Source organism: Agrobacterium sp. SUL3, assembly GCF_001263295.1.
GTDB classification, from domain to species: Bacteria; Pseudomonadota; Alphaproteobacteria; order Rhizobiales; family Rhizobiaceae; genus Agrobacterium; species Agrobacterium tomkonis.
On sequence record NZ_KQ414515.1, the window covers coordinates 61,190 to 83,568 of the forward strand.

The window sequence follows — 22,379 nt, forward strand, 5'->3', positions numbered from 1 at the left end:
AGAGTCTTTTTTCACCGCGTGGACACGCGGTAGCTGGATTCCCGCTCAAGGCCGGGATGACGGAAAGGTGTAATGCACAGAACGCGCATCATTTCCCATCGTCTGAAGCCTCAAACCCGCGGCCGCACCGGCCCGGTCGATTGCCGGATGCGCATTTCCGGCTTGATGAGGTGAATGCCGTCAGGTTCATGGCTGCCCGCCAGCCTGTCCAGCAGCGCGCGGGCCGCAAGACGCCCCACCTCGGCCTGACCGTTGGAAACGGTGGTCAGCGCCGGCGTGGCAATCGCCGCCTCTTCCAGATCGTCATAGCCGGTTACCGAAATATCGACACCCGGCACCAGACCGGCGCGCGAAATGCCGTTCATCAGGCCGATGGCGACCAGATCGTTCCAGCAGACGGCGGCCGTCGGCTTCTGCGGTAGTGACAGAAAATGCACCGCCGCCTCGAAACCGCCCTGCTTGGAGCGCGGGCCGGGAATGCGCAGGTTCGGATCGACCTCGATGCCGGCCTTGCGCAGCGCATTGACGTAACCCTGATAACGATCACGCCCCGTCGATGTTTGATCGGTACCACCAACCATGGCGATGGTGCGGTGACCGAGGCTGATCAGGTGGTTGGTGGCAAGCGAAATGCCGTAGCTGTCGTCGCCGCGATAGGTCGGCATATCGACGCCATCCATGGAACGGGCTACGAGAATGGCCGGCATGCCGTTCTCTTCGGCCAGCGTCATATCCTCGATCGGCGTGCCGATGGCCGGCGACATGATGATGCCATCCGAGCCAAGCTGCAGCAGCGTTTCGATGAAGGTGCGCTGTTTTTCCACTGAATCATAATGATTGGAAAGAATGAAGGTCTGGCGGCTGCGGTCCAGCTCACTTTCGATGGCTTTGAGAATTTCCCCGTAAAACGGGTTCATCACATCGTGGAACACCACGCCAACAATGCCGGAGCGCGATGTGCGCAGGCTGGCGGCACGACGGTTGTAGATATAACCCAGCGCCCGCGCCTGTTCCTTGATCTTGTCGCGTGTATCGGAAGCAACCAGCGGACTGTCACGTAATGCAAGGGAAATGGTGGCGGTCGAGAGACCAAGACTTTCGGCAATCGTGGACAGTTTGACCTTTTGAGCCACAGCATTCCTCCCAAACGCATGTCAGCGACGGATGTCCCTGTTTAAATTGCAATTAAACAATTTAAACAAAATCCGCAACCCGTTTAAGAGATACCCACAAAACAGAGTTTTATTTTTAAAAATTTCAACAAATCATTGAAGATTGGTATCGATTGCCTTGAGAAGTTTAACCACGGTGCGGACATCCTTGGCCGAAAGCCCCTCTATGGCCCTGGCGCCACAATCGGCTATCGAGATGTTGATGTGTTCAACGCTTTTCAGTCCCGCTTCCGTCAGCTTCACCAGCGTCACGCGGCCGTCCTCGTCGTCGCCGCTGCGCTCCACGAAACCCTGGGCCTCCATGCGGCCGATGGTGCGCGTCATGGTGGGCGCCTTGACGCCGAGTTTCTGGGCGATCTGCCCCGGTGTCAGGCTGCCTTCCTGCGCCAGCGCCAGGATAACGCCGTCCTGCCCGGCATAAAGCCCGCTTTCGGCAAGGCTGTGGCTCAGCGCCGTGCGCATGGAACGGGCGGCCTGGGTGATGGATTGCGCCAGTTCTTCGGGGTTGAAATTCTCATCCCTTTTTTTGGCGTCCTTTATTTTCTTGCCGCCCTTTTCTTTCTTGGCGCCCTTGTCCTTATGCCCAGTTTTGTCCTTGCTCATATGCGAGTGCCTTTTACCCTGTGGCGGAACCGATATATGTTGCTGGAAATCCTTACCGAATGCACGCGCGGACTGCCAGATGCCAAACTCATACACGCATTATCACGACGAAAACGTAACAGACCCGCATCTTCGCGCAACAGGTGCAATTTCCGTGCTGCCGCTGGGGGCGCATGAACAGCATGGACCGCACCTGCCGTTCGAGACCGATACGCTGATTGCTGAAGGTATCGTTGCCCGTCTTGCCGCCGCCCTGCCTTCCCATCTACCGGTCTCCCTCCTGCCGGTGGAACCCGTCGGATATTCCATCGAACACATGGACGTGCCGGGCACAAAGACCCTGCGTTACGACGAGGCCATCGAACGTTGGCTCAACATTGCGAAGGCCGAGCATGAAAAAGGTGTGCGTAAATTCGTGATGCTGAACGCCCATGGCGGTAACTCGCCGCTGATGACCATCGTTGCCACCGAGGCCCGCGCCCGTTTCGGCATGCTGGCGGTTGCCACCAGTTGGACCCGTTTCGGCGTACCCGCCGATGTTGTGAAGCCGGAAGACAAGGCAATCGACATTCATGGCGGCGATATCGAAACCTCCGTCATGCTGGCGCTCTGCCCGGAACGGGTAAGAATGGAAAAGGCCGCCGATTTCCGCTCGCGCCAGAGCGATTTCGCCAGCCGCTTCCGGCATCTGCGCGCCTATGGCCCGCACGCCTTCGGCTGGCTGATGAGCGATCTCAACCCTGATGGTGTTGCCGGAAATGCCGCAGCAGCCACGGCGCAAAAGGGTGAGAGGCTCATCTCCCACGCCGTCAAGGGCCTTGTCGAACTGCTTGAAGATGTCCACGCTTTTGACATAACGTTATTTCATAACAAAATTTGAGGCACTTGGCCGGATTCGGCCAAAATCTCTTTGAACTGCCCGGACGTCGCGCCTATATGGACGTCGACACTTCTTCCTTGAGGCCTCTACCGGCCTTGTCTCCACGCGGGGTTTTCCATGACCGAAACAGCACCAGCCAAGCCCATTCCAGTCACCGTCCTGACGGGATATCTCGGCGCCGGCAAGACAACGCTTCTTAACCGCATTCTCTCCGAGAACCACGGCAAGAAATACGCTGTCATCGTCAATGAATTCGGCGAGATCGGCATCGATAACGATCTGATCGTCGAGTCCGATGAAGAAATCTACGAAATGAACAATGGCTGCGTGTGCTGCACGGTGCGCGGCGACCTGATCCGCGTCGTGGAAGGCCTGATGCGCCGCCCCGGCCGTTTCGACGGCATCATCGTCGAAACTACAGGTCTTGCCGACCCGGTTCCCGTCGCCCAGACTTTCTTCATGGATGACGACGTGCGCGCCAAGACTGAGCTTGATGCGGTCGTTGCCCTGGTTGACGCCAAGCACCTGCCGCTGCGGCTGAAGGACAGCCGCGAGGCCGAAGACCAGATCGCCTTTGCCGATGTCGTCGTCGTCAACAAGACCGATCTCGTTTCGCCCGAGGAAGTCGCCCGCATCGAGGATATCGTGCGCGCCATCAACCCTTCCGCCCGCATCTACAAGACAACCCGTTCCGGCGTCGATCTCGCCCGGGTGCTCGATCAGGGCGCCTTCAACCTGGAACGCGCGCTGGAAAATGATCCGCATTTCCTCGAGCACGGCCATGAGGATCACGTCTGCGGGCCCGATTGCGACCACGATCACGGCCATGACCACCATCATCACGACCATGACCACGGGCATCATCACCATGATCATGACCATGGGCACGACCATGGCCATGATCACCACCACCATGGCGCAGTTTCGCCGATCCATGATGTGACCGTGCAATCGGTATCGCTGCGTGGCGGCGAGATGAACCCCGAGCGCTTCTTCCCGTGGATCCAGAAGGTCACCCAGACCGACGGTCCGAACATTCTGCGCCTGAAGGGCATCATCGCCTTCAAGGGCGATGCGGAACGTTACGTGGTGCAGGGTGTGCACATGATCATCGAGGGCGATCACCAGCGCCCGTGGAAGGAAGACGAAAAACGCGAAAGCCGCCTCGTCTTCATCGGCCGCGAACTGGATCGCGAAAAGCTGGAAAAGAGCTTCAACGCCTGCCTCGCCACGGCCTGATCGTTTGACCCCGTCACCCCGGCTCTGAGCCGGGGTACGGCTGCGTCCGTCATCCACCGGACGCGCGTTCTTCGACACCCTACACGGCAGTTGAAAATCACTGACGCTCCTGCGCTCCGGGCTCACCCCCCTCTGTCCTGCCGGACATCTCCCCCTCAAGGGGGGAGATCGGCAAGACGCTCTCTTGTCACTTCATTCTCGACCGTCGAGAGGTGCGAAACCTCGCCACGGAACGATCTCCCCCCTTGAGGGGGAGATGTCCGGCAGGACAGAGGGGGGTGAGCCCGGAGCGCCGGAGTGTCAATGATTTTCAACTGCCGTGTAGGGTGGTCCCTCGACGACAAAGCGCTCTATCTCCTTGATTTCACGAATCGTCCGAACGTAAAAGCGGTTCCGCTTTTGCCGGAAATGCTTTAGAACCATGCCTGCCGCCGGGGTCGACATCGTCGCCCCATCCGACACAGATACGAAAGACCGATGCCCCATGCCGACTGTTGCCCCGCTTGATATCGAAGGCCACGTGGTCTCGACCCATTTTCTCGGCGACATTCCCCTGTTTGCCACCGCCGCCGGCACCATTCACCGGCTGGATGGCGGCGAAAAGGTAACCGAGGCGCATGAGGGGCTTCTGACCTGCATTCGCGACCCCTACAGCGCCACGCTGCTGTCAGGCGGCGAAGATGGTCGGGTGCTGCGCATCGGCCATGATGGCAGCATCAGCGAGTTGGCGCACGTGCCGCGCAAATGGATCGGCGTCGTTGCCGGCGGGCCGCAGAAGGCGGTCGCCTATGGCGTCGGCAAATCGAGCTTCGTGCGGCTATCGGACGGCACGGTCAAGGAATTCAAGGAAGAGCGCACGGTGGAGGCGATTGCCTTTGCGCCCAAGGGCCTGCGCATTGCGGTTGCACGTTACAACGGCGTGACACTGCATTGGGTGGCTAGCGCCGGCGATCCGGTCGATCTGGAATGGAAGGGCGCGCATACCGGCGTCACCTTCTCGCCTGACGGCAAGTTCCTCGTCACCACCATGCAGGAAAACGCCCTGCATGGCTGGAAGATGGAAGCCACCAAGGGCGGCATGGAAGCCCGCCACATGCGCATGACGGGTTATCCCGCCAAGGTCAAATCCATTTCCTGGTCGGCTAAGGGCAAATGGCTTGCGTCTTCCGGCGCGCCGGCGGCCATCGTCTGGCCATTTGCCGGCAAGGACGGCCCGATGGGCAAGGCACCGGAAGAGCTCGGCAGCCGTGCCAACATCATGGTCACCAACGTCGCCTTCCACCCGGTGGAAGATGTGCTCGCCATTGGCTTCATCGACGGCATGATCCTCGGCGTACGCCTGGCCGATGGCAAGGAAGCCCTGCTTCGTCGCCCCGGCAAGGGCGCCATCACCGCCATGGACTGGAGCGCTACCGGCAAACTGCTCGCCTTTGCCTCAGAGGCAGGCGACTGCGGCATTATCGATATTTCGGCGTAAGGCAGGGCACCGGTCAGACAATTTACTGGCTCTATTCCTCTAATTCCCGTTCTTATCATGGGAATGTGGGCGGAGAGCCGTCTATTCGCTCACCTGACGCCGCGTCAGGAACAATAGCAGCAGGGCTGCGCCGGCGCCCACCGAGGCAAGCCGGATCGACACACCGAAGCTGGAATATTGCGCCACGAACCCCATCAAGGGCACCGCAAACAGTGCGGCAAGGAAGATGGAGTTCATATAAAGCGCGGTCGCCCGCGCCGTGCGCCCGCGCGCAAAACCCTGAATGAAGGTCAGGCTCGTGCCGGCAAAAAGGCCATAATAGGCGCCCTCCATGGCTGCGCCGAACAGCATGGCGGGTAATGTCGTGACCGAGGCGATGATGTTGAAGGCTATAATCGCCGTCACCGCCGCACCGCTCAACAACAGGCGCGCGCTGACCCGGCGCGTGATCCTCGGCGCAAGCAGGATCAGCAGAACCTCCATGGCGCATTTGATGCTGAGCGACAAGCCCGGCGCGTAATCCGGCAACCCAACCTCACGCACAAGAAACACCGGCAGAGCCGAGGCGCACAGGGAATGGGCGAAAGACATGCAGAAACTGGCCGCCGCCGCCATAAGCAGCGGCAGGTTGCGCCCTTCATCGGTCTCGCCCCCCTGTCGCCGTTCCATAGGGCATGTCTGGCCGCGCGGCACGATGGCCAAGGCCAGCCCGCCCCAGATGGCTGCCATCAGCATGGCGTTCATGAACACGGCTTTTGCACCGGCGAGATCGACGATAAGATAGGCGGCGGCCGGAAGCAGCATCCACGCCAGCGATACCATCATCCGCAGGAAAGCGTTGTAGGCGGTGGTATCGAGCGCCTGCACCCGGCCGTGATATCGGCCATAACTGAAGACGAGCGTGCTGGCGGCGTTGGAAAGCCCCATTCCAGTGGCCGTAACAGCCACCAGCAGCGCCAGATGACCGAAAGTCGCCGCCGCCGCCGCGATAAAAGCCCCCGCAACGGACAGAAGCAGCAAGGGCCGCACCCGCACACCGGCATCGACACGTTCACCATAAATACGACTGGCTACAATCGAGGCAACCATCGCCGTAACGCTGTAGATGCCGAGTGTCGCAGGCGCGTGGCCGAGCACCTGAATAATGTAAAATCCGATAAAAGGCACGACAGCCGCATTGGTGCCGCCGGCAACGAAGACCAGCAGCGCGATCATATAGGCCTGACGATCAAAAGCGCCCGGCGAAGTGCTTTTCTGTAGCATGGGGAATCGACTGGATGCTGGGAGACGGGACGGGATCGGATCGCACCATCACACCAAAACCACCCACGGTTCAAGCTCGTATGTCAGGAAGCGCACGTTTTTGGTTTCGAACGAAAACATGCCCGCTTCTTTCGTGTCTCACGGCAAGCACAGGCTCGCAATAAGTTATCCGGCCCGGCAGAATATTTCCCGCCGGGCCGGTATGGATCGATAAAACAGTCCCATGGCGCCCGTGGCGTTGGCGCTGTCAGCGACCTCGGCCGCTCCGAAGAGCCGAAGCGCCCTTGGTCAGAACTTTACGCCGAGGCCAACCTTGACGAGATGTTCATTGACATCGCCCACCGACGAGATCGCACCCGTTCTGTAGGTCGCCTTACCAAAATCGTTGTAGCGATATTCAACGCGGCCGAACAAATTGTCTGTGAAAGCGTAATCAATACCCGCGCCAACCGTCCAGCCATGCAGCACCTTGCTGTCCTTGCCGAACGGTGCATCAACTTCGCTATCGGTCGCGGTGTAGCCGCCGGCAGTGTAGATCAAGGCACGATCGATGGCATAACCGGCACGCAGACGTGCGGAGCCGTTAAGACCTGCGGAAACCTTGCTGGTAACGATGGTTTTGTCGCCCCAGGCATAACCAAGGTCGCCCTCAACGCCGAGAACGACGGATGGTGCCACCTCGAAATTATAACCGGCAAAACCGGAAAAACGGGCGCCATCGAATTCATGCTTCGTCGTGACGCCAAAAGTGGTCGACTTCACACGGTTCCAGCCATAACCAGCCGAACCACCGGCGTAAAAACCCTCCCAGGAAAAGGAAGGCGCAACGTCATTGACATACGGTGCAGCCGGAATGTCATTGACCGCATCAGCGGCAGCGGCGGCCCCCGAAAACACGCCGATAGTGACGAGTGCCAGAAATGATTGTTTCAACATGCGATAGCTCCTTGAAAAATATCTTCACCCACCACGTTGCGGGACGCGAACAAATCCGCCACGGAAAACACAACGCAATTAACGAGGTGAACGCACCTTATGATTGAAGCTCAACAAGGTTAACATCGTGTAAAAATTTAAAAAAACATAAGTATGATCGATATAAATCCGTTAATATTCTGAGGTCCAATAATATATTAATTAGGTAATAAACACATAAATCCGAGCGACCAGAATTAAGCCACCACAGCTACATCCAATCAACAAAACCCATCAGAAGTAGTGTCCAGCACGCAACTTTGTGAAGGCATGGCCGAGAGTATCTCAAAAAAAGGAGGCCATGAGGCCCCCTTTCAGTTGTGCGATGCGCCGTTTGTTGTTTCCGGAAGTGCTATGCGTCATACACACGCAACGCGGGGATTATTTCCGGCTTATGTCCTGCGCACATCGTTCTCGTCGAAAATCCCTGTCGATTTTCGGTCTGGCCTGTTAGTGCCGGCGCTTCTTGCCGCCGTCATTCTTGTTGTCGATGACGTCGACAGAGGTCTTGTTGCCGTTCAGGATACCGCTCAGGATACCGGTCTTGTTGCCGTTCAGAATCCCGTTATTGGACAGGATACCGTTGAGCCCCAGATCGACGCTTGGCGACACGACGACAAGCGCGCCACCCTTGTTGCTGTTTCCGGAAAGGATACCGCCCAGAAGACCGCCAGCATTGGCCTGACCAACGGAAGCGACAGTAAGAATAGCGGCTACGCAAGCAAATTTAGCAATCATTTCTCTCTCCTCTTATGTTTGATCACGCCATCTGGCGTAACCGGACTGTATATTTAGAGGATTCTAATTCAAGCAAACGCTAATATTACAATAAACAATTAACACTAATACTTGTAATTTTAATAAATTTTTATCTACCTTGCATCGCGTTCATCTCACTGAACTCGATTGCTGTGAGTGATCATTTGCCGCTATGACAGTAAACAATCCCCGGAAACTTTATTAACCATCTAAATATAAGATATTGCTTAATTAGAGACCGGAGATGCGAATGCGGCTGGGGGGATGTATCGCGCTTGTTCTTGGACTTGCCTGTGGCCCCGGCGCACGGGCGGGCGAAAGTGCGGATGAGCACGCTGTCACCTACAAGTCGGGCGTCGCCTATGACACAAATTATTTCGCCGACACCAACCGTCTGAGCGCGATTTCGCTGCGCGCCGGCTTCGGGCTCAATGGCAAGGTCGCGCTGGAAGGGGCAGAACTGCGTTATGCACTCGAGCATGAAGAGGTCCGTCTCCCCCGATATAGTTTTGCCAATGAACATAACACCATTGCCTCGCTGGGGTTGACCAGGCGTTTTTCTGAAAAACTGGAATGGGCAATCGAATTGCGCGGCACGCGCAGCGATGCCGGTGATATCTTCGTGCACCTGCCAGAAGAAGACATCGGTTATCGGCGGCTGGACCACAAACTGGAGGCCTCTTCGCAGCTCGGCATCCTGGCCTTGGGCGGCAAGAACACACTGACGGCAAGCCTTGCCAGCCTGATGAAAGGCAAGGCGCGTTTCAGGCCAGCCTATTTCCTGCCCACACGGCTGGAAGCCAATGAGGCACTTTTATCCCTCAAGGCTGAACATGAACGACCGCTGGCCGGCGGCGAAGCCGGGCTGACACTCGCTTATGACCGCATCGTCGTGCCGGAAAGCCAACAGGAAAAATACGAGCGGTTTGAGGCCAATACGCTGCGCGGTTCACTTGCTTATGGTTACAAGTTCTCCGACCGTTTCGCGGTTCTGGCCGAGGCAGGCTTCACAACCATTTCCGGCGATGAGATCAGCGACAAGGTGAAACGCACCCGGCCCTATCTGCGAACAGAAGCCGAGGTAAAAGCCACTGACCGCATCGCCTTCGGCGCCGGTTTTTCGCAGGACTATGCGCTTTTCGACCCCGATGACCCGATCGCCGAATTCCATCGGCGCTGGCAATTGGTCATGAAAAGCAGGCTTACCGACAAGGTGGGGCTCAACCTTGCGCTGCAGCGCGTTCACAAGGACTGGATTTATTACAACTACGATACCAGCGAACGCAGGCTTGTGGCCACATTGTCAATCGATACCGGCAAGAGCAGCAAGCTTGAAGTGGAATTCAACCGTCTTCTGCATGGCGAGCGCGACACAGACTTCTCTTATAGCGGCTCCAGCGTCACCTCACGTTTCACCGGCACATTCTGAAATATCCCGTCGGTCAGCACCGGGTCGAAATTCGGTCCCAATTTCTGCTAGACTCGAACCTTCGAGATTCGAAGGCAGGACAGAGCGGATAATGAACAGACGATTTTTGCTTCTCGCGGCTGGCCTTGCCTGTATTCCCGTCGCGGCATCGGCGCATCCACATATTTTCGCCGAGGCGCGCATGGAAATTGTCGAGGGGCCGAACGGCACTGTTCAGGAAGTGCGCAATATCTGGCGTTTTGACGAGATGTTCTCGGCAAGCGTGGTAATGGACTACGACAAGAACAGCGACCTGAAGCTGGACAAGGACGAGCTGGCCGAAATCGGCACCACCGTACTGGAGTCGCTCGCCGAGTATTCCTATTACACCTTCATCACTGCCAACGGAAAACCGGTAGAATTTGCCAAACCGGACGCCATTCACGTGGATTACAAGGATCAGCAGATCCTGATGTTCTTTTCCGTAAAGCCCGCCAAACCCCTTGCAGTGAAAGGCAAGCTGAGTTTCGGCGCCTGGGATCCGACCATGTATACGGCAATCGATTTTGCCAAAGACGCCGATATTGCCACCGAGGGCAAGGATCTGAATGCCTGCAAGCACCATGTCGTTCGCCCCGATCCCGACGAGGTGATCTCGCAGAACCAGAGTTCGCTCACCGATGCATTCTTCAATGATCCCACCGGTACCGACATGACGAAGCTCTTCGCCACCCGGCTGGAGGTGACATGCTGAGCCGCAGCGGTCGTCTGGCGGGGCCTCTGGTCATTGCGGCCTTCACCCTGCTTGCCGTTGCCGGCGCGTCGCATGCACAGTCGCCACTTGGCATCGGTTCGGCCGAACCTTCCTTTTCCGTCGGCGGGCCATTTGCGCCGCTAATGCAATGGATCAATGTACATCAGCAGATGTTCTACCGGGCGCTGACGGGCGCGTTGAAGGCGATGCGCGAGGATGGCTGGGCGCTTGGCTCGCTGATCGGCCTTTCCTTTGCCTATGGCGTTTTCCATGCCGCAGGGCCCGGCCATGGCAAGGCCGTCATTTCGTCCTACATGATCGCCAATGAAACACAGTTGAGACGCGGCATTCTCATTTCCTTCGTCTCGGCGCTCATTCAGGGCGCAGTCGCCATCGGCCTCGTCGGCGCGGCCTGGCTCGTGCTGCGCGGCACCTCGATCACCATGACCAAGGCGACACAGGCGATGGAGATCGCCAGTTTCGCCATGGTGGCGCTGTTCGGCGCCTGGCTTCTGGCGCGCAAACTCTGGTCGCTGCGCATAAAGCGCGAACCCGTCGCCGTCTTCGCTACGGCGGGCGAAACATCGGCGGGCAGAACCAGCGGCATGGGCACAGGGTTGCGGTTCCAGGGCAAGCCGGTCTTTGCCGATCACGACCATGATGGCGCGGGCGACCTCTGCTCGGCCTGCGGCAAATCCCATGCGCCCGACCCCATGCTTTTGAAAAGCAAGAATTTCAGCCTGCACGAAGCCTGGTCGGCCATCATTGCGGTCGGGCTGCGGCCCTGCTCGGGCGCCATCATCGTCATGAGCTTCGCGCTCTTAAACGGACTTTATCTCGGCGGCGTGCTTTCCGTGCTGGCCATGTCGCTCGGCACCGCCATCATGGTTTCGGTTCTCGCCATCATGGCGGTATCGGCCAAGGGGCTTGCGGTGCGTTTCGCCGGCCCCGGCAGCCGCAAGGCAGCTGGCATCAGCCACGCGATCGAGATCGCCGGTGCGCTGTTCGTTTTGATCATGGGTCTGTTATTGCTCGGCGCTTCGCTTCGGCTCTAGGGCGTTTCCAGTAAAAATGCGTAGCGGCTTACGTTCTGGTTAAAACAGAAGAGTTAAAGCACTTGGGTGCTCTAACCGTCACGACGGCGCTGGTAACGCGCGCGCAGCCAGAACACCAGAAAGAAACAGAGCACCGCAACCGTGCCGAAGGCAGCCGCAAGCCAGGGTGAATAATCACCCAGCCACAGCATGATTTTCGGCATGACGAAGAACACCAGCCCGAAGCCGATGATGATGAGGGCGGCTGCTAAAGCCGGCGACCAATCCTTCTTCTCAGCCATTGGCAAGCTCCGCACGGATATCCTCGAGCTTGCGCTTCTGCGCCCCGTCATCTGCAAAATTCTCCGGCGAAAGCCAGATTTCAAAGGCCTTGCCGATCAGCGGCCATTCGCCATCGATCATGGAAAACCACGCGGTATCACGGTTCTCACCCTTCGAGATCATATGCTGACGGAAGACGCCCTCGAAGGAGAAACCATAACGTTTCGCGGTGATCTTGGAGGGCTCATTTTCGTTGTGGCATTTCCACTCATAGCGGCGGTAACCCAGATCCTCGAAAACATGTTTCGCCATCAGGTAATGCGCCTCAGTGGATAAAGGCGAGCGCTTCATCCTGCCGCCATGGGCGACGGAACCGACCTCGACCACACCATTGGCAGGATCAGGCCGCATGTAGCTCGCCATGCCCACCACATCACCGCTGGCATTTTCCACGAAGATCAGCGTAACCCAGTTGAGTTTTTGCCCTGCACCGATCAGCCAGTCGCCAAAGGCGTCGGCATCGGGAAAGGCGTTTTGCGGGAAATATTTGAGAAGTGCATTGACGCCCTCACCGCCAAGTGCGGTCCAGAGCTTTGCTAGATGCCTGTCACGATCAAACGGCTCCGCCGTCACGTAACGGCCCTTCAACACCACCGGCTTTGGTGCCGGACATCCCTTGAAATCACTCAGATCGCGCATTCTCTTCCCCATTGTCTGGGACAAGGATTAGGGCAAGCGGGATGGGATGACAACAGTGCATGTGAGGCGGGACTTGCCGGCTTGGTGGGTATGGCTCACCCCCCTCTGCCCTGCCGGGCATCTCCCCCACAAGGGGGGAGATCGATACGCGGCGACCTCTCGGCCATCTCCGACGTTGCGAGTGAGCGGACGTCGCCTACTGGCTGATCTCCCTCCTTGTGGGGGAGATGCCCGGCAGGGCAGAGGGGGGTGAGCCACTCGCTCAAACCCTCATGCTCAAGCCCCAGGCCACCTCACCTCAAACCTTCGCCGCCACCACCGTCGCTTCAATGTGGTCCACCAGCGCATCCGGCAACCCAAGCCGCCCGGCAAGAAGATCGAGATACCCTCGCTCCGCGCGCGTATCGGCCTCGATGGCAAGCCGCGAGGCGGTATAAAGCTCCACCTTCTGTTCTTCCGTGCGGGCGGCGGCCACCAGTGCATCGATATCCAGCGGATCGGCCAATTCCTTTTCCAGGAACCGCTCCGCTTCCGTATCGAGACCGGAGACCTGCACCTTGTCCATGATATTGGCGCGCTCTTTTTCATCGATATGACCGTCGGCCTTGGCGGCAGCGATCATCGCCTGAATGAGTTTCAGGGCAAAATCATTGGAAAGAGCGGGCGATTGCGGATGGAAGGCGGAATCAGCGGGCGGCGCCAGAAGCTCCGGCTCGGGTTTCGGCGCGACTTCCGGAGCCTGGCCGGACTTGTAATTCTTGTAGGCGAGATAACCGAGGCCGGCGATTGCAGCGACACCGCCGATAGTGGCGACATTGCCGGCGAGCTTGCGGCCGGTCTTGGTGCCCAGAATGGCGGCGGCGAGAGCACCGGCCTTGAGGGGATTGTTTTTGGCGATATCGGCGGCCTGCCCGGCTCTGTCACGGACGCTTCCCGAAAGGCCCGGCACCTGCGAGCCGAGGAATTGTTCAAGAAGCTTCTTGGCGTCGAACATCAAAATCTCCTGTAAAGGTCAAAATCTACAGGTGAGATAGGAAGCCGCGGCGCGAATATAAATGTCAAACCCGCTCACGCCTTCGTGAACGGGTTTGAAGTAATGTCAATCAGCCGCGCAGGGCGGCCGCTTCAGCGGCAAGCTTGGTGATGCCAGCCCAGTCGCCGGTCGCCACCAGTTCGCGCGGTGCGACCCAGGACCCGCCGACGCAGACGACGTTCGGCAGAGACAGATAGTCATTGGCATTCTTCAGAGAAACGCTGCCCGTTGGGCAGAACACCGTGCCGGCGAGCGGCGACGACAGGGCCTTGAGGTAAGGCGCACCGCCGGCCTGTTCGGCGGGGAAGAATTTCAGGACCTTGTAACCCTCGTCACGCAGCGCCATGACTTCGCTGGCGGTGGCTGCACCCGGAAGCAACGGCACGTTGGAACCGCGCGCCGCCTCCAGCACGCTTTTATTGATGCCGGGGCTGACGATGAAGGTGGAGCCTGCTTCGGCTGCGGCTTCAAAATCCCGGGCGTTGAGAATGGTGCCGGCACCGACATTGGCGCCTTCCACTTCCGCCGCTACCGCACGGATGGCATCCAGTGCCGCCGGGGTGCGCATGGTGATCTCGATTGCCTTCAGGCCGCCCGCGACCAAAGCGCGCGCCAGGGGCACGGCGGAAGCGGCATCATCCACGATCAGCACCGGCACGACCGGCTGAAGTTTGAGGATGGAAAGAAGTTTTTCGGAGTCCTGGGCCAAGATGAGCCTCCCTTGCGCGATTGAAACGATTGAAATCCCGTTTACCGATTAGCCTGCCCCGGCTATGATGTCGAGGCATGGCAGGGCCATTTTTTATCCAGATACTTCAATCAATTCGCTTCTTCGCGACGTCATCTTGCGATAATCTGGCGCACCAGTTTGCGGAGACAGCATGGCCAAGGAAATTGAACGGAAGTTTCTTGTTGCAGGCGGTGAATGGCGCGATGAGGTGACGCATAGCATGGCTTTCCGGCAGGCATATGTCGCTTCGCTGGAAAATCGTTCGGTCCGGGTCAGGATCGTCAATGGGCGTGATGCGACACTGACCATCAAGATAGGCGCAAGCGCGCTTGTCCGCGACGAATATGAATATTCCATTCCCCTCCAGGACGCGGAAGAGCTGATGGCAAGCGCACCGGGTGTGGTGATAGAAAAGACGCGTCACACCGTTGATCATGGCGGCTTCACTTGGGAAATCGATGTTTTCGAGGGCCGGTATCAGGGCCTGGTCGTCGCAGAAGTCGAAATGAACGATGAGAATGCCAACCCAGACCTGCCTCCTTGGCTCGGGAAAGAGGTGACGGGTGACCGTCGCTTTTCCAACCAGTCACTCGCCATGGACTGTTCAAGTGGAGGCCTGCCGGATGCCCTTCAGGATTGATCCGAAAAAGCCCTTTGGCGACGAAATCCGCCGCGCCGGGCTAGAGCTGATTAAGGACGCGATCACCATCCTTCGCGACCAGCCCTCCGGATCACATGAGGCGGTGCACGATGCGCGCAAGCGCTTCAAGCGGCTGCGGGCGCTCTACCGCCTCATCCGCAAGGCGGCGCCCGATTTCAGCCGCGAGGAGAATGCCCGTTTTCGCGATATCGCCCGTTCACTCGCCTTTGCACGGGATGCGACGGCGCTGGTGGAAACGGCGGAATATCTCGAGGCTTTTGCGCTCTCCGATGCGCAGGGTGAGGCGTTGCGATCGATCACGGCAATGCTGCGCGAGCGTCGCGACGATGCCCTCAACCACGAGGTGGATCTTGACGGCGCCATAGCGGCGGCGATCGCCGGCTGCGAGGCCGGACACGAACGGCTTCAAGCCCTCTCCCTGCCGGATGACCTGAAAAAGACGGCCAGACTGGTCAAAACCAGCTGGGCAAAACAAAGGGTGAAGGCGCGAAAAGCACTCTCCGATTGTCGCGACCAGGCGGATGTCGAGCATTTTCACGAATTGCGCAAAGCGGGGCAGACCCACTGGATGCATCTTGGCCTCATGCGCCGCCTCTGGCCTTCCGCCATGCGCGCCAAGCGCGCCGACACCAAGCGGCTGGTCGATATTCTCGGCCATGAGCATGACCTTTCGGTCCTCGCCGCCGTTGCCGACCGGGAACCGGACCGTTTCGGCAATGGCGAACGGCTGGCGCTTCTTCTCGATGCGATCATCGAAAGGCAGCAGGCGCTACGCGCGGAAGGCCTTGAACTGGCGGACGAAGTCTTTTCCGAGTCCGCCCGCACCGAAAGCCGCATCATCGGCCTCTTGTGGCGGCAGGCGGCGAAATAGGCTGGAAATCCGGTAAAATCTCGGGATTTGACGATTTTCAAAATGCTGGCCGCGGCGGATAAATATTGCTTTGCGGCCGCCGTCGCTGTATTTCAGCGCCCATGACCGACACGACCATTCTCCCCCGCCCGGAAGTCTCTGGTGATTTCCTTGTGGCAGCACTTTACCATTTTGCCCGCCTGCCTCGGTTCGAGAGCCTGCGCGAACAGCTGTTCGAGCTCTGCCAGAAAAACGGCGTCAAGGGCACATTGCTGCTTGCCGCTGAAGGCATCAACGGCACGATTGCCGGGCCGGATACGGGCATTCATACGGTGCTTGCCTTCCTGCGCGCCCAGCCGGAATTTACCGCGCTGGAGCACAAGGAAAGCCGCGCCTCGCATATGCCTTTCGTGCGGCTGAAGGTGAAGCTCAAGAAAGAGATCGTCACCATGGGCGTGCCGGATATCGATCCGAACCGCATCGTCGGCACCTATGTCGACCCGCGCGACTGGAACGAGCTGATCTCCGATCCGGATACGATCGTCATCGACACTCGCAACGATTACGAGACCGCCATCGGCCTCTTCAAGGGTGCGGTCGATCCGCAGACCAAGACCTTCCGCGAATTTCCCGACTGGGTGAAGAACAATCCCGGCCTGCACAACAAGCCGAAGATCGCCATGTATTGCACCGGCGGCATTCGCTGCGAGAAGGCCACAGCTTTCATGAAAGAGCAGGGTTTCGATGAGGTCTATCACCTCAAGGGCGGTATCCTGAAATATCTGGAAGAGGTGCCGGAAGAAGAAAGTCTCTGGGAAGGCGCCTGTTTCGTCTTCGACGAGCGCGTTTCAGTGGTGCACGGTCTTGCCGAAGGTGACCATCAGCTCTGCCACGCCTGCCGCAACCCGATCACACCGGAAGTACGCCTGTCACCCAAATTCGAGGAAGGCGTTTCCTGCCCAAGCTGTTACGACGACCGCACGGAAGAGGACCGCCAGCGTTTCCGCGATCGCCAGCAGCAGATCGAACTGGCGAAAAAGCGCGGCGAGCAGCATCTGGGACGATAAAACGGCCGGCGATCGATATGCCGCTCATTTAGTGATCGACCCCGCGCCATCTTCTGCCCCGGGGCGGGGAGAAGATGGCGCGGTAACGTCGTATCCAGTCCTACAGCTTCACCCAGCCGCCATTGTTTTTGCCGGATTCGATGCAGGCAGTAACAAAGGCAACACCCTTTACCCCGTCATCAACGGTCGGATAGATCACCGCCTTGTCCAGCGCCGAGCCGGTGCGGCGGGCTTCGATGGCATGCGCTGCCTCGGTATAGATGGTGGCGAAGGCTTCCAGATATCCTTCCGGGTGCCCTGACGGGATGCGGGTCACACGTGCGGCGGCTGCCCCGGCGCCAGCGCCACCACGGGTGATCAGCTGCTTCGGCTCGCCTAGCTTCGTAAACCACAGATAGTTCGGATCGGCCTGCGTCCACTCAATACCAGCCTTGTCACCATAAACACGGATCTTCAGACCGTTTTCATGGCCAACCGCCACCTGGCTGCACCAGAGCAGGCCCTTGGCGGCCTGCTTGCCGTCCTTAGCCTTGAACCTAAGCATGACATGCGCATTGTCATCCAGCCGGCGGCCTTCGACGAAAGTGTGGACATCCGCTGCCAGTTCATCGGCTTCCAGACCGGAAATGAAGCAGCCGAGATTATAGGCGTGGGTGCCGATATCGCCGGTGGAGCCGCCGACGCCGGATTGTGCCGGATCGGTGCGCCAGACCGCCTGTTTCGCGCCGGTCTGTTCCACCGCTTCCGTCAGCCAGTCCTGCGGATATTCCATCTGCACCAGACGGATCGTGCCGAGCGCGCCGGACTGCACCAGTTCCCGCGCATGCCGCACCATCGGATAACCGGTATAGTTATGGGTGAGGATGAACAGCGCATCAGCCTTGTCGGCCACGTCCTTCAGCTTTTTGGCGTCTTCCAGATTAGAGGTCAGCGGCTTGTCGCAGATGACATGGATGCCGCGCTCGAGAAAGGCTTTCGCGGCCGGATAATGCACATGATTGGGCGTGACGATCGCCACCGCCTCGATGCCGTCCTCGCGCAACGCTTCCTTTTCGGCCATTTCCTCGAAGGAGCCGTAGCAACGCTCCGGATCAAGCCCCAGCTCGCGGCCGGAAGCGAGGGATTTCTCCGGCGTTGAGGACAAGGCCCCCGCCACCAGATCGAAGCGATTGTCGAGCCTTGCTGCCATACGATGGACGCCGCCGATGAATGCGCCCGAACCACCACCGACCATGCCAAGGCGAATGCGCCTGTTCGCCTTGTCGGTTGTCTTTCCTTCAATAGCCATAATATCTCCTCGGCATTTTTTGAGCGCATTTCCGGACGGAAAACCGCTTCACACTTTTCCTGGAAATGTTCTTAAAGCCCCAGCATACGGCGGTTGGCCGCATCGTCGGTGCCACTTGATGCGAAATCGTCAAAGGCTTTTTCCGTGACGCGGATGATATGCGCCTTAACGAATTCCGCCCCTTCGCGGGCGCCGTCTTCGGGATGTTTCAGCGCGCATTCCCATTCGACCACGGCCCAGCCGTCGAAATCATTGGCCGCCATTTTCGAGAAGACCGCACCGAAATCCACCTGCCCGTCGCCCAGCGAACGGAAGCGGCCGGCGCGCTCCACCCAGCCCTGATAACCGCCATAAACGCCTTGCCGGCCTGTCGGGTTAAACTCCGCATCCTTGACGTGGAACATCTTGATGCGGTCTTTGTAGATATCGATATTATCGAGATAATCGAGGCATTGCAGCACGTAATGCGAGGGGTCGTAGAGCATGTTGGCGCGGCTGTGGTTCTTCACCCGCTCCAGAAACATCTCGAAGGTCACGCCGTCATGCAGGTCTTCGCCGGGATGGATTTCGTAGCAGACATCCACACCCTGCTCATCGGCATAATCAAGGATCGGCGTCCAGCGTTTTGCCAGCTCGTCAAAGGCGGTTTCCACCAGACCGGCCGGCCGCTGCGGCCAAGGATAGATGAAGGGCCAAGCGAGAGCGCCCGAAAAGGTCGCATGTGCCTTGATGCCGAGATTTTTCGAGGCTTTCAGCGCCAGCTTCACCTGCTCCACGGCCCATTGCTGCCGGGCCTTGGGATTGCCGCGCATTTCAGGCACTGCAAAGCCATCAAATGCCTCGTCATAGACGGGATGAACGGCAACCAGCTGGCCCTGCAGATGGGTGGAAAGCTCGGTGACTTCCACACCGTTCTGGCGCGCCACGCCGGCGAACTCATCGCAATAATCCTTCGATTCCGCCGCTTTTTTGAGATCGATCAATTGCCCGGCCCAGGTCGGAACCTGCACGCCGGCATAACCCTTTTCCGCCGCCCATTTGGTAATGCCATCCCAGCTGTTGAAGGGGGCGACATCACCGGCAAACTGGCCGAGAAAAAGACCCGGTCCCTTGATCGTTCTCATAAAATAACCTCCCTGTATCGATACAGTTGAGCGGTAAAACCGCTTTGACTCCCAGCGCCAAGCTAACCGCTCGTAATTTTCAGACAAGCCCCAAAAGCGGAAGGGCAAGAGAATTTCGCTATTTCACTAAAAAAGCGAAATAGGTTTAAAGCGCCAGCCCACTTGCCCTGTCGAACACATGCACACGCTCATGATGCACGCTGGCGGCAAAGGGTGTGTTGACCTTCACCGGCTGCTCGCCATCCACCACGGCCGTCACCTGATCGCCCGCCAGTTCGAAGACCACATGGGTCTGCGCCCCCGTCGGCTCCACCAGCACGGTGCGGCCGGAAAGCGAGATATCGCCACCGATGGTCGAACCGATATGTTCGGGGCGAAGCCCGATCGTCACAGGCTGGCCGCGCTTGACCTTGCGTGTCGCGGCAATACGGATCGCGGTTCCATCCTTCAACCGGGCGGCGGGCTGGTCGCCCTCGCCATCGACCACACCCTCGATGAGGTTCATGGCCGGTGAGCCGATGAAGGCGGCAACGAAGAGATTGGCGGGCGTCTTGTAAAGTTCAAGCGGCGTGCCCTGCTGCTCGATGCGACCGTGATTGAGCACCACCACCCGGTCCGCCAGCGTCATCGCCTCGATCTGGTCATGGGTGACATAGATCGACGTCGTGCCAACTTTCTGATGCAGCGCCTTGATTTCGCTGCGCATCTGCACGCGCAGCTTGGCGTCCAGATTGGACAGCGGCTCATCGAACAGGAAGACCGCCGGGTTGCGCACCACGGCGCGGCCCATGGCGACACGCTGGCGCTGGCCACCTGAAAGCTGCGAGGGCTTGCGATCCAGAAGCTTGCCGAGATCGAGCATGCGGGCGGCCTCCGCCACGCGCTCATCGATGACGTTTTTCGGCTGGCCGGCGAGCTTCAGGTTGAAGCCCATGTTTTCGGCCACTGTCATATGCGGATAAAGCGCATAGGACTGGAACACCATGGCGATGTTGCGCTCACGCGGGGTCATGGAGTTGACGACGGTGCCGCCGATGAGGATGTCCCCATCGGTAATCTCCTCCAGCCCGGCGATCATGCGCAAAAGCGTGGACTTGCCGCAACCGGAAGGGCCGACCAGCGCGATGAATTCACCATCCGCTATATCAAGCGAGATGCCGTGGATAACATCAAGCGAGGCATAGGACTTGCGGATATCCTTAAGTTCGACGGAAGCCATGTTTTGCTCCTTTCAAGTCACGATTTGACGGCACCGGCCGTCAGGCCCGCGATGATGTGTTTCTGTGCAAGGAAGAAGACGATGACGGTCGGCAGGATCGTCAGCGTGATGAAGGCGAGCACCAGCTGCCATTCGGTGCCGAATTCACCGCGATAGACCATGATGCCGAGCGGCCAGGGATATTTCGATTCCGAATTCAGCATGATCAGCGGCAGGATGTAGCTGTTCCAGCTGCCGACGAAGGAAACGATGCCGACGGTGGCGACAATGGGTCGCGAAAGCGGCATGGAAATGTGCCAGAAGAACCGCAGATATCCGCAGCCATCCACGAAGGCGGCCTGAAACAGCTCCTCAGGCAGATTGCGGAAATAATTGCGGAACAGGAGAATGCTCATGCCCAGCCCGAAGGCCACCTGCGGCAGCACCACACCCCAATAGGTATCCAAGAGGCCCAGATCGCGGATGCGGATGAACAGCGGCAGGATGGCGGTGGCCGCCGGGAACATCAGCCCCAGCAGGAAATAATTGAGCAGGAAGGACGAGCCGAAGAACTTCACATGCGCGAAGGTGAAAGCCGCCATGGCCGAGACGGTAAGCGTCAGGAACACCGTCAATAGGGCGATGACAAGCGAATTGAAGATTTGCAGCCAGTAACGTTTGCCAAGAAGGATATCGCCGTAATTGGCCCATTGCCATTCAGCCGGGATGCCGAACGGGTTGACGCGCAGGTCTCCCAGCGTCTTGAAGCCGCCAAGTGCGGTGGTGAGCAAGGGGATGAGCACGATGGCCGCGATAAGGCTCAGCGATATATAGAGATAGAGCTTCGTTTGCAGCGGCATGCGGACGGAGGTGGATGTGTCAGTCATGGCGCATGAAAATCCTTTTATAACCGAAGGCGAGCGTCACGCAGATGATGAAGAGAACGACGCCCACCGCACTGCCAAGCCCCACCTGCATGCGCATGACGCCGTAGGTATAGAGGAAGGTGACCATGGTTTGCGTGGAGTTGGACGGGCCGCCGCCGGTAAGCGGCATGATCATGTCGAACAGCTGCAATGAGCCGATCACCGCGAAGAAGACGGAGAGGCGAACGGTGGAGCCGAGCATCGGCAGCGTGACATAACGGAATTTCTGCCAGCCGGAAGCGCCATCGATTTCGGCGGCCTCCAGCACGTTCTTGTCGACGGATTGCAGTCCGGCGATGAACAGCATCATGTGAAAGCCGAAATATTTCCAGACGATGACGCCGAGCACGGCATAGATCGCCACATCCTTGTCAGCCAGCACATAAGGATTGGCAAAGCCGAAGAAATTGGAGATGGCGGCAAACAGGCCATAATCGCCGTCATAAACAAAACGCCAGATCAGACCGGCTGCGACATCCGCCAACACATAGGGCAGGAAGAAAACCAGCCGGAAGGCGACGACGCCGGGAATGCGATGCGCCAGCATCATGGCAAGCCAGATCGCCAGCGGAATCTGGATCAACACGGAAATCAGGATGATGAGGCCGTTATTGAGCAGCGCCTGCGAAAAGGCGGCATTGCCGAACAGGACCTGAAAATTCCTCAGGCCCACAAAGTCGGTAGGCGTGCCGTAACCGTTCCAGCGGTAAAGGCTGTACCATGCAGCCTCGCCCATGGGCAGGATGACGAACAGGGTAAAGAGCAGAAGTGCGGGCGGCAGGAAAACCAGCAGGGTCAGCGCCCGGTCATGCGCGACCGAGCTTTGCTTGCGCTTTGTCTTCGTTGCGCCGCGCGCCGGTATGGACGCAGAAGTCATGGAAATATCCGTCATCTCTATCCGCTTTCTTTTGTGCAGATATCGCGGCGCCGCGGTTTAACGCGGCAGCCGCATCGCAG

At 58.6% G+C, this 22,379-nt stretch carries 23 protein-coding genes; 9 read left to right on the top strand and 14 right to left on the bottom strand.

All coding sequences use genetic code 11. From position 1 onward, the window contains the following. Positions 1-110 precede the first annotated feature (110 nt). The gene (locus AKG12_RS23665; protein ID WP_004433466.1) at positions 111-1,133 is read right to left on the bottom strand and encodes a LacI family DNA-binding transcriptional regulator; all 1,023 of its coding nucleotides are present in this window, start codon (positions 1,131-1,133) and stop codon (positions 111-113) included. 132 nt (positions 1,134-1,265) lie between these two features. Continuing rightward, entirely contained in the window at positions 1,266-1,775 is a 510-nt protein-coding gene (locus AKG12_RS23670) for a MarR family winged helix-turn-helix transcriptional regulator (protein WP_046802044.1), read from the bottom strand. 79 nt (positions 1,776-1,854) lie between these two features. Between AKG12_RS23670 and AKG12_RS23675 the strand changes: the two genes are divergently transcribed. The 3 genes from AKG12_RS23675 (at position 1,855) to AKG12_RS23685 (ending at position 5,371) form a co-directional block, all read left to right on the top strand. After that, the gene (locus AKG12_RS23675; RefSeq protein ID WP_052820668.1) at positions 1,855-2,655 is read left to right on the top strand and encodes a creatininase family protein; all 801 of its coding nucleotides are present in this window, start codon (positions 1,855-1,857) and stop codon (positions 2,653-2,655) included. Positions 2,656-2,772: 117 nt separating this feature from the next. Next, positions 2,773-3,894 (top strand): CobW family GTP-binding protein, encoded by a 1,122-nt coding sequence (locus tag AKG12_RS23680; protein WP_052820669.1) that lies wholly within the window; start codon positions 2,773-2,775, stop codon positions 3,892-3,894. A gap of 484 nt (positions 3,895-4,378) precedes the next feature. Beyond that, the gene (locus tag AKG12_RS23685) at positions 4,379-5,371 is read left to right on the top strand and encodes a WD40 repeat domain-containing protein (RefSeq protein WP_052820699.1); all 993 of its coding nucleotides are present in this window, start codon (positions 4,379-4,381) and stop codon (positions 5,369-5,371) included. An 81-nt stretch (positions 5,372-5,452) separates the two neighbouring features. On the opposite strand, the gene AKG12_RS23690 is transcribed toward AKG12_RS23685, so the two are convergent. The 3 genes from AKG12_RS23690 to AKG12_RS23700 form a co-directional block, all read right to left on the bottom strand. Further along, a complete protein-coding gene (locus AKG12_RS23690; protein WP_052820670.1) occupies positions 5,453-6,634 on the bottom strand; it encodes an MFS transporter in 1,182 nt (393 codons plus the stop codon). A 288-nt stretch (positions 6,635-6,922) separates the two neighbouring features. Beyond that, a complete protein-coding gene (locus AKG12_RS23695) occupies positions 6,923-7,570 on the bottom strand; it encodes an outer membrane protein (protein ID WP_052820671.1) in 648 nt (215 codons plus the stop codon). 489 nt (positions 7,571-8,059) lie between these two features. After that, positions 8,060-8,347, bottom strand: a complete 288-nt coding sequence (locus tag AKG12_RS23700; protein ID WP_046802051.1) for a hypothetical protein — start codon at positions 8,345-8,347, stop codon at positions 8,060-8,062. Between the two features lie 271 nt (positions 8,348-8,618). Between AKG12_RS23700 and AKG12_RS23705 the strand changes: the two genes are divergently transcribed. From AKG12_RS23705 to AKG12_RS23715, 3 genes are all read left to right on the top strand, one after another. Then, a complete protein-coding gene (locus AKG12_RS23705) occupies positions 8,619-9,797 on the top strand; it encodes a hypothetical protein (RefSeq protein ID WP_052820672.1) in 1,179 nt (392 codons plus the stop codon). Positions 9,798-9,888: 91 nt separating this feature from the next. Then, complete coding sequence (locus tag AKG12_RS23710; protein ID WP_046802053.1) at positions 9,889-10,530, top strand: DUF1007 family protein; 642 nt, start codon at positions 9,889-9,891, stop codon at positions 10,528-10,530. Next, positions 10,524-11,585, top strand: coding sequence for a nickel/cobalt transporter (locus AKG12_RS23715; protein ID WP_052820673.1), 1,062 nt, complete (start codon positions 10,524-10,526; stop codon positions 11,583-11,585). The genes AKG12_RS23710 and AKG12_RS23715 overlap by 7 nt, the downstream gene beginning before the upstream one ends. Before the next feature lie 71 nt (positions 11,586-11,656). Here the strand turns inward: AKG12_RS23715 and AKG12_RS23720 are convergent, their stop codons facing one another. The 4 genes from AKG12_RS23720 to AKG12_RS23735 form a co-directional block, all read right to left on the bottom strand. Continuing rightward, positions 11,657-11,866 (bottom strand): hypothetical protein, encoded by a 210-nt coding sequence (locus tag AKG12_RS23720; RefSeq protein WP_046802055.1) that lies wholly within the window; start codon positions 11,864-11,866, stop codon positions 11,657-11,659. Next, positions 11,859-12,545 (bottom strand): GNAT family N-acetyltransferase, encoded by a 687-nt coding sequence (locus AKG12_RS23725; RefSeq protein WP_052820674.1) that lies wholly within the window; start codon positions 12,543-12,545, stop codon positions 11,859-11,861. Before AKG12_RS23725 ends, AKG12_RS23720 begins: the two co-directional genes overlap by 8 nt. 298 nt (positions 12,546-12,843) lie before the next feature. Further along, entirely contained in the window at positions 12,844-13,539 is a 696-nt protein-coding gene (locus tag AKG12_RS23730) for a tellurite resistance TerB family protein (protein WP_046802057.1), read from the bottom strand. A gap of 109 nt (positions 13,540-13,648) precedes the next feature. Further along, the gene (locus AKG12_RS23735; RefSeq protein ID WP_052820675.1) at positions 13,649-14,287 is read right to left on the bottom strand and encodes a 2-dehydro-3-deoxy-phosphogluconate aldolase; all 639 of its coding nucleotides are present in this window, start codon (positions 14,285-14,287) and stop codon (positions 13,649-13,651) included. Positions 14,288-14,459: 172 nt separating this feature from the next. Here AKG12_RS23735 and AKG12_RS23740 point away from each other — a divergent pair, with 172 nt between their 5' ends. From AKG12_RS23740 to trhO, 3 genes are all read left to right on the top strand, one after another. Continuing rightward, positions 14,460-14,948: a CYTH domain-containing protein gene (locus AKG12_RS23740; RefSeq protein WP_052820676.1), complete on the top strand. Its 489-nt coding sequence runs from the start codon at positions 14,460-14,462 to the stop codon at positions 14,946-14,948. Continuing rightward, on the top strand, positions 14,932-15,840 hold the full coding sequence (locus AKG12_RS23745; RefSeq protein WP_052820677.1) for a CHAD domain-containing protein: 909 nt from the start codon (positions 14,932-14,934) through the stop codon (positions 15,838-15,840). The genes AKG12_RS23740 and AKG12_RS23745 overlap by 17 nt, the downstream gene beginning before the upstream one ends. A gap of 101 nt (positions 15,841-15,941) precedes the next feature. After that, positions 15,942-16,886, top strand: a complete 945-nt coding sequence (gene trhO, locus AKG12_RS23750; protein ID WP_052820678.1) for an oxygen-dependent tRNA uridine(34) hydroxylase TrhO — start codon at positions 15,942-15,944, stop codon at positions 16,884-16,886. 100 nt (positions 16,887-16,986) lie between these two features. Here trhO and AKG12_RS23755 read toward each other — a convergent pair whose 3' ends face one another. The 5 genes from AKG12_RS23755 to AKG12_RS23775 all read right to left on the bottom strand — a co-directional run bounded on the left by AKG12_RS23755 (position 16,987) and on the right by AKG12_RS23775 (position 22,314). Continuing rightward, the gene (locus tag AKG12_RS23755; RefSeq protein WP_052820679.1) at positions 16,987-18,174 is read right to left on the bottom strand and encodes a Gfo/Idh/MocA family protein; all 1,188 of its coding nucleotides are present in this window, start codon (positions 18,172-18,174) and stop codon (positions 16,987-16,989) included. Positions 18,175-18,245: 71 nt separating this feature from the next. Next, positions 18,246-19,298 (bottom strand): sugar phosphate isomerase/epimerase family protein, encoded by a 1,053-nt coding sequence (locus AKG12_RS23760; protein ID WP_052820680.1) that lies wholly within the window; start codon positions 19,296-19,298, stop codon positions 18,246-18,248. A 145-nt stretch (positions 19,299-19,443) separates the two neighbouring features. Then, positions 19,444-20,517, bottom strand: coding sequence for an ABC transporter ATP-binding protein (locus AKG12_RS23765; protein WP_052820681.1), 1,074 nt, complete (start codon positions 20,515-20,517; stop codon positions 19,444-19,446). Between the two features lie 17 nt (positions 20,518-20,534). After that, positions 20,535-21,383 carry a carbohydrate ABC transporter permease gene (locus tag AKG12_RS23770; RefSeq protein ID WP_046802065.1) on the bottom strand — a complete coding sequence of 283 codons (849 nt, stop codon included), beginning with the start codon at positions 21,381-21,383 and terminating at the stop codon, positions 20,535-20,537. Continuing rightward, a complete protein-coding gene (locus AKG12_RS23775) occupies positions 21,376-22,314 on the bottom strand; it encodes a carbohydrate ABC transporter permease (protein WP_046802066.1) in 939 nt (312 codons plus the stop codon). The genes AKG12_RS23770 and AKG12_RS23775 overlap by 8 nt, the downstream gene beginning before the upstream one ends. Positions 22,315-22,379 lie beyond the last annotated feature (65 nt).

Coding starts and splice junctions, on each gene's coding strand:
- trhO (WP_052820678.1), top strand. CDS start 15,942: ATGACCGACACGACCATTCTCCCCCGCCCGGAAGTCTCTGGTGATTTC.
- AKG12_RS23730 (WP_046802057.1), bottom strand. CDS start 13,539: ATGTTCGACGCCAAGAAGCTTCTTGAACAATTCCTCGGCTCGCAGGTG.
- AKG12_RS23715 (WP_052820673.1), top strand. CDS start 10,524: ATGCTGAGCCGCAGCGGTCGTCTGGCGGGGCCTCTGGTCATTGCGGCC.
- AKG12_RS23705 (WP_052820672.1), top strand. CDS start 8,619: ATGCGGCTGGGGGGATGTATCGCGCTTGTTCTTGGACTTGCCTGTGGC.
- AKG12_RS23695 (WP_052820671.1), bottom strand. CDS start 7,570: ATGTTGAAACAATCATTTCTGGCACTCGTCACTATCGGCGTGTTTTCG.
- AKG12_RS23690 (WP_052820670.1), bottom strand. CDS start 6,634: ATGCTACAGAAAAGCACTTCGCCGGGCGCTTTTGATCGTCAGGCCTAT.
- AKG12_RS23725 (WP_052820674.1), bottom strand. CDS start 12,545: ATGCGCGATCTGAGTGATTTCAAGGGATGTCCGGCACCAAAGCCGGTG.
- AKG12_RS23710 (WP_046802053.1), top strand. CDS start 9,889: ATGAACAGACGATTTTTGCTTCTCGCGGCTGGCCTTGCCTGTATTCCC.
- AKG12_RS23670 (WP_046802044.1), bottom strand. CDS start 1,775: ATGAGCAAGGACAAAACTGGGCATAAGGACAAGGGCGCCAAGAAAGAA.
- AKG12_RS23700 (WP_046802051.1), bottom strand. CDS start 8,347: ATGATTGCTAAATTTGCTTGCGTAGCCGCTATTCTTACTGTCGCTTCC.
- AKG12_RS23675 (WP_052820668.1), top strand. CDS start 1,855: ATGCCAAACTCATACACGCATTATCACGACGAAAACGTAACAGACCCG.
- AKG12_RS23765 (WP_052820681.1), bottom strand. CDS start 20,517: ATGGCTTCCGTCGAACTTAAGGATATCCGCAAGTCCTATGCCTCGCTT.
- AKG12_RS23720 (WP_046802055.1), bottom strand. CDS start 11,866: ATGGCTGAGAAGAAGGATTGGTCGCCGGCTTTAGCAGCCGCCCTCATC.
- AKG12_RS23745 (WP_052820677.1), top strand. CDS start 14,932: ATGCCCTTCAGGATTGATCCGAAAAAGCCCTTTGGCGACGAAATCCGC.
- AKG12_RS23685 (WP_052820699.1), top strand. CDS start 4,379: ATGCCGACTGTTGCCCCGCTTGATATCGAAGGCCACGTGGTCTCGACC.
- AKG12_RS23775 (WP_046802066.1), bottom strand. CDS start 22,314: ATGACGGATATTTCCATGACTTCTGCGTCCATACCGGCGCGCGGCGCA.
- AKG12_RS23760 (WP_052820680.1), bottom strand. CDS start 19,298: ATGAGAACGATCAAGGGACCGGGTCTTTTTCTCGGCCAGTTTGCCGGT.
- AKG12_RS23680 (WP_052820669.1), top strand. CDS start 2,773: ATGACCGAAACAGCACCAGCCAAGCCCATTCCAGTCACCGTCCTGACG.
- AKG12_RS23770 (WP_046802065.1), bottom strand. CDS start 21,383: ATGACTGACACATCCACCTCCGTCCGCATGCCGCTGCAAACGAAGCTC.
- AKG12_RS23740 (WP_052820676.1), top strand. CDS start 14,460: ATGGCCAAGGAAATTGAACGGAAGTTTCTTGTTGCAGGCGGTGAATGG.
- AKG12_RS23755 (WP_052820679.1), bottom strand. CDS start 18,174: ATGGCTATTGAAGGAAAGACAACCGACAAGGCGAACAGGCGCATTCGC.